4 protein-coding genes are annotated in these 6,530 nt (G+C 61.4%); all 4 read right to left on the reverse strand.

What is annotated here, in order from left to right; all coding sequences use genetic code 11:
* Window positions 1–30 precede the first annotated feature (30 nt).
* Entirely contained in the window at window positions 31–1,416 is a 1,386-nt protein-coding gene (locus NL64_RS20215; RefSeq protein WP_034149840.1) for a DUF1254 domain-containing protein, read from the reverse strand.
* A complete protein-coding gene (locus NL64_RS20220) occupies window positions 1,413–2,762 on the reverse strand; it encodes a DUF1254 domain-containing protein (RefSeq protein ID WP_034149841.1) in 1,350 nt (449 codons plus the stop codon). Before NL64_RS20220 ends, NL64_RS20215 begins: the two co-directional genes overlap by 4 nt.
* 146 nt (window positions 2,763–2,908) lie before the next feature.
* Window positions 2,909–4,246 carry a DUF1329 domain-containing protein gene (locus tag NL64_RS20225; protein WP_034149842.1) on the reverse strand — a complete coding sequence of 446 codons (1,338 nt, stop codon included), beginning with the start codon at window positions 4,244–4,246 and terminating at the stop codon, window positions 2,909–2,911.
* A gap of 11 nt (window positions 4,247–4,257) precedes the next feature.
* Window positions 4,258–6,084: a DUF1302 domain-containing protein gene (locus NL64_RS20230; RefSeq protein ID WP_034149843.1), complete on the reverse strand. Its 1,827-nt coding sequence runs from the start codon at window positions 6,082–6,084 to the stop codon at window positions 4,258–4,260.
* Between the last annotated feature and the right edge of the window lie 446 nt (window positions 6,085–6,530).

The following is a 6,530-nucleotide window of genomic DNA, read 5'->3' on the forward strand; positions in this document are numbered from 1 at the left end:
AACATAGAATCTCCCACAGGGGGACAGGAGCTAGATAGAAACCAGTTCAACCACCGGCATCTGCCATTGCTGTTTGATCACCTGCCGCTCCGGCCCGTACAAACGCAGGACCACCGAAAACGCCCCGCTCGCCGGTGTCGGCAACCAATTGCTCTGCTCTTTTGGAGGCGAGGATTGCATGAGCAACGTCAGGCCACCGTCCGCATCCATGCGTAAATGATCCCGACTGCTCAGGCAGTAGCGATCGATCGAATTGACCACCAATTGGCGGTCCGGCAAGTCGTACAGGGTCAATGACCAGAACTCGCTGGCCGGTGGCAGTTGCCCCGGTGCAAAGTGCATTCGATAACTGCGGCCGCCCTGCAACGGCTGCCCCTGATTGTCCTGGCGCGTACCGGTGTAGAACGCCTCTTCGACGCTGTTGCCATAGATGCCGACATGGGCAGCGACGGCGCGATTGAGGTAGTTGCCCTGCATCGCCTCGCGGGTACCGAACAGGCCGAAGGTGGTCCGCACCCTCGCCACCGCCGCTTGCAACTGCGCCTGGGCATCCTGGATGCCGGTAATCAATGCCTGGCGGGTTTGTTCCCGTAAAGCGGCGACATCAAAACCTTGAGCCGGCACGATGCCAATACGGGCAAAACGTTCGCGCAACGCCTGTTCGGACGGTTGTGTCGGGCACAGCGTGAGGATCTGATTGAGCACCGCGATAAATTCCGGCCCCAACCCGGTTTTACTGTCCCAGACCGGCCATGCAATCGCAGGCGCCGCAATGGGTGCGGCAGCGCCGGTGTATTCATGCAAGGCGCGCAACCGATATTGCTGCTGCAACGCGCGCACGGCCGGCAAGTCGTTGGCGTTTTTCAGACCGGTGCGGCCGAGCACCATGACGATCTGGGTTTCACTGCGCAGCACAGCCTTGATCCCGGCCGGTGTCGGGCCTTGCCAGTCCGGCCCGGCGATCAGGTAATCCCCCGCTTCGCGACCGGTGCTGAGCACGCCAACGTAGGCGAAATTATGCGTGTATTGATCGACCAACTGATGCACGTAGTAGCGATCATCCGCGACCGCCGGCACGCTCAACACTTGCGGTTCGCTGCGCAGATCGAGCCAGGCCCAGGAGTATGGCGTGTCGTTGTTCGGCGTGACGATTTCGCGATTGCTCGGCGTGTACAACTCGCTGTAGTGACGAAAGCGATTGAAGCCGCCGACGTACTCCGCAGCAGCCGGGTTGAGCACCTGCTTTTCCAGGGTCTGGTAGTGCATGAGCATCGGGTAGGCATAGATCCACGCCTCCCGGGCAATTCCCCGAAGGTCATCGGCATCGGCGGCGAGCAATCCACGCGGCAACATCAGACATCCTCCCAGCACACCCATGCTGCCCAACAGGCGGCGACGACTGAAAATCATATTCATGGCTCCACCCTCTCGATCGTCGGCAAGCGATAGCTGCCGTCCAGCGCACCGGCCTTGGGCAGGTACAGACGCAACAGCAAATTGAACGGTCCTTCCGGCGTTGGTAACCAGTTGCCCTGCTGCGCAGCCTCGGGTGCGTGGGGTTGCAGGAGCAGGGTCAACCCGCCGTCGGCGTCGTAGCGCAGGTCGGGGCTGCGATCGCCCACGGCGTAACGCTGGATCGGGTTGGCGGAGAGCAACTGGGTTCGGCCGTCATACAGGGTCAACGACCAAAACGCGTTTACCGGCGGCAATTGCCCGGCGGGGAAATGCAGGCGATAGACTTTGCGACCGTCCAGCACCTGGCCTTGAGCATCGTGCAGCGCCATCGGGTAAACCGCTTCCACCGCATCGTTGGCGTAGATGTAACGCCAGGCCACCGCCGCTCGGGTCAGATCGTCGTCGCCGAATTTGCCGACGTTGGCGGGAGAGCGAAACCAGCCTTGTTGCTCCACCGAGACCTGACTGGACGCGGCGCGCACCTGCTCACGACCGGCTTCGGCGCCTTGGGCGACTGCATCGGCGAGCCCCGCCGGCGCCGTGAACGTTGCTCCGGGTACGATGCCGATGGCGGCAAAGCGAGCGAGCTTTGCGTGTTCATTGGCGTTCCATTGATGCAACGGCGCCAGGTCATTGAAGGTGTTGAACAGTGCTTCAGCCGGACCTTGTTTGGTGTCCTGATAAGCCGGCAATTGCAGTGAGGGCAACACCTCGGGAGAGGTCCCGGCGATCACTTTGGACAGTGGCTGCAAGGCATAACCCGTCATCAGGTTGGCCGCTTCTTTCTGGTCGGCCTCACCTTTGACTTCGGTGCGCCCGAGCAGAAACACCAGGCGACTCGGCGAACGGATCACGCCGCTGAAACCCGCCGGCACTTCACCCTGCCAGTCCGGCCCGGCGATCAGGTAACGCCCGGCCTGATTGCCGGTGGCGCGGCTGCCGATGTAGTCGAGGTTGTCGGTGCGCATGTCGACCAATTGAAAGCTGTAGTAGCGCCCTTGCACCGCTGGCACTTGCAGCACCTGCGGTTCGCCGCGCAGGTCGAGCAAGGCGCGGGAATAGAAGGTGTCGTTGTTCGGCGACACCACTTTGTTGTCTTGCGGGCCGAGTAATCGCGGCTCGCTGTAGAGGCGGTTGAACGGCAGTTTGGCGGCGATGGCGCTGAGCACCTTGTCGTGCTCGACGGTGGCGTAGGCGAAGACGTAAGCCTCTTGGGCCAGCGCCTTTGCCTGGGATTGATCGAGGGTTGCAGCGTGAACGGTGCCCAGGCTTGCGCCCAGAGCCAGTGCGGATATCCAGTGGCGCACGTTAGATCTCCTTGCAGATAAACATAAGCCGACCGCTTCCCTGTAGGAGCTGCCGCAGGCTGCGATCTTTTGACTTTGATTTTTAAGATCAAGATCAAAAGATCGCAGCCTGCGGCAGCTCCTACAGGGGCAGTGGTGTGTCAGTTTTATTTGGCCCAGCGTCGCAGGTCAGACGGGGTGTAGTCGTCGGTCTTGGCGGCGAAGCCGACGCGCATCGGTTCGGTTTCTTCGTTGGCCAGGCCACCGGCGTAGTAGCGGCCGGAGATCAGGTCATAAGAGGTTTCCAGCACGTTGTAGGTGAAGCCATGGTCGTACTGCTGAATCGCGTGCAACTCACCGCTGCGCCACAGTTCGCCACGGCTGTCGTACTGGTCCGACTGGGAGATTTGCCAACTGTCCTCGTCCACATAAAAGCGGCGCTTGGCGTAGATGTGACGGGCGCCAGGCTTGAGGGTGGCTTCCACCACCCACACCCGATGTTTCTCGTAGCGCGCCAGGTCCTGGTTGACGTGGTTGGGTTTGATCACGTCGTCGTACTTGATGTCACGGCTGCCGATCTTGTAGCTGTTGTACGGGATGAACAGCTCTTGTTTGCCCACCAGTTTCCAGTCGAAACGGTCCGGCGCGCCGTTGTAGCCGTCGATGTTGTCGGCGGTGATCAGGCCGTTGCTGTAACGGGCGCTGTTGTCGTAAGCGATCATTGGCGCGCGGCGCACCCGACGCTGACCCGGCAGGTATTGCCACGCCGAACGCGGCTCGGCGACCTGGTCGATCGGCTCATGCACCAGCACCGCTTCGCCGGACAAACGCGCCGGCTCCAACACCCGGCTTTTGAACATGAACAGAATGTTCGAGCCCGATTCCAGGCCGCCGACGGTGTCGGCGAAGTTGATCAGCGACTGGTTGCGCACATAACTGGTGGCGCCATTTTCACGCACCAGTGCGGCGCTGCTGATGCGCTCGTAACTGCCGCCGCGATAGCGGGTCATGTGGTTCCACATCACCTCCAGCCCTTCAGTCGGCAACGGAAACGGAATGCCCCGCGCATAGTCGTGCAAGCCGTTGCCGCCATCGGCCATGCTGGTTTTGGCGACGTTATCGCGGCTCTGCGCCAACACATCCTTGGGCAGATTGGCGCTGCGGTGCGACGGGTAAATGTTCATCTTGTAGGTGTCGGGAAAACGCTTGAACAACGCGATTTGCCCAGGGCTGAGGAATTTCTCGTACTGCGCCAGGTTCTTCGCGGTGATCGTAAACAACGGCTTTTCGGCAGCGTACGGATCGCTGTAGCCGCCCTTGCTGTCGACGGTGCCGGCGTTGCTCGCCAGGCCCCCGTTCCAGGCCGGAATGCTGCCGTCGGCATTGGCCGCCATTTCCGAGCCCATGGGTGTCAGGGTTTTGCCCAGCGGCGCCGGATCGGTACCTTTGGCTTGGGCCAGGCCGACGCTGCAGGCCAGGGCCAGCACGCACAATTGCATACGCATAACGGTTCTCCTTAGAAGTCTGCCTTGAAGCTGACGGATGCGAAGTCGCGGTCGTCGAGGGTGCTGTAGTCGTTGGAACCGAAGAAGCTGTTGTAGGCCAGTTCCACGCTGTAATCGTTCATGTAGACGCCGGTCAGGCTCACGCCCAACGCTTGCTGACCTTCCTGGAACGGCCCTTGCGGATCGTAGGAATAACCCTCGACGTCATGCCGCCAGTTGACGGCCGGAATCAGGTTGATGCCGGGCAGCACGTCGCTGTATTCGAGGCTGGCGCGCAGGCGATAACCCCACGACCAATCGGTGGCGAAGCCTTTGTCGGTGCAGTACTGATTGGTGACGCCCGAGGCCACGGTGTTGCACGGCGTGCCGTTGACCGTCGAGCTGCGACCGAACGCGGCGTTGCGGCCCAGACGTTCGTCACCGAGGTCGTCGATGTGCACCACCCCGGCCTCGCCGTACAGGCTCAGGCGTGTGGCACCCAACACGTTATCGAAGGCCTGGGTGGCGGAAAGGGTCCCCTGCCAGACACCCTTGCGCTCCCACGCGTCAAAGCGGCTGCCGCGGTTGATGTTGAAACCGGGCGGCAACTGCACCCAGGAACTGCCCGCCGGGCCCGAGATCACCGCGACGTTGACGTCCGGCGCGTTGATCGACAGCGGCATGTTCGGTCGATAGCTCAACTCGCCCGCGAGGGAAATCCCGCTATTGGGTTCCACGCCATTGAGGCTGATGCCATACAGGCGAATGTTTTCCGGAAACGCGGCGGCGTAGCTCGGTGCCTGAATGCCACCGGGGAATGTCCCGGGCACACCGATGTTCTTCGCGTCGAGGGTGAAATATGGCAGTCGCGAGTGATAGTTGATGAAGTAGATCGCCGCTTCGGCATCGTTCAGCGCCGGGATCATCTGGCGCAGGGCGAAGCCGAACTGGCCGTTGTCGGACGGTGATTCGTTGCCCCGGGATGTGGCGTACAACCCGGCGGCCTGCATTTGCTGATCGGTCTGCACCTGGCTCAGGTACAGCGGCCCGCAGCCCTTCTGGATCGCGTCGCTGGCGGCGAAGAACGTGCCGCAACCGTCCAGCACGCTGGGGCGCCAGTTGTACTGGTAAAAGCCTTCGAGGTTGGTGGTGTCGGTCAGACCGAAACTGAAGGAGAGCATCTCCACCGGCAACTGGCCTTCCTTGATTTCCACGCCGGGGCGGTTGAACGCCGAGACGTCCAGCGGGTTGATCACGTTGATGCCGTTCTGGATCAGCAGCGACTCACCCCAGGACAACACCTGGTTGCCGACTTTCACGTTCAACGGATGCTCGGCCAACTGGAAATCTTTCCAGACATAGGCATCGAGCATCTCGAAGCCCTTGAACTTCGCCAGGTCGTCCCAGCCCGAATCGTCAAAATCCTTGAAGCGCGCCTGACGGGTTTCGTAGGCGTGGTCGTACCAGTATTTGAAGCGAACGAACGCACCCTGTCCCTGGCCATCGAGACTGAAATCGGTGAGGCCCTTGAACACCTGCGAAATGGGGTCGCCCTTCTCAAAGTTCAGCCGGTTGTCATCGGCGCTGACGCTGGTGCCGTTGGCCTGAACGCCTTGCGCCTGCAGGGCATTGGCGCGGGTCATCAGGCTTTTGTCGGGGCTTTGCGTCGACCAGCTACTGCCCAGGCTCAGGGTGGTTTTGGTCGACAGGCTCCAGTCTTCGTTGAGGTCGAAGGTGGTCGCCTGGGTCGGGCCCGCCATGGCGGCGAGAACCGCCAGCATCAGGGGTTGCGGGCGGGTGTGGCCAAGCCGTTGGAGTCGTTGGCGGACTCCGGCTGTGGCCGAGCATTTTTTTATCATTATTAGGCTCCGGTCAGGATTACTCAGCGTGGTCACGGTGCCTTAGTGGGGGTTTGGGTGCGCAAGCGGTGGGTGACAAAAAGTAATCATTGGGGGTTGTTTTGGGGTTGGTTTTTTGGGGGGGTACATATCCGTTTCTGCGGTAATGGCTGCTTAAGGTTCCGCCCTTACGGCGGGTCACTTTCGAAGAGCGCGAAAGTAACCAAAGCGCTTTGCCCCTCCATTCGGTGCCTCGCTTAGGCTCGGCATGCCCTCACTCCGGCATTGCTCCGGGGGCCCGCCGCCATCGGCCATCCATGGCCGGGGGCGGCTACCGCGGCATCCTTGCCGCGGTGCCCCCTGCGCAATGCCTGCGTTCGGCCTCTGGGAAAGGGGCAGGTAGATCAAGATCAAAAGCCAAAACCAAAGCCAAAGCCAAAGCCAAAGCAACGGCAACGGCAACGGCA

This window comes from Pseudomonas fluorescens (assembly GCF_000802965.1).
GTDB lineage: Bacteria > Pseudomonadota > Gammaproteobacteria > Pseudomonadales > Pseudomonadaceae > Aquipseudomonas > Aquipseudomonas fluorescens_A.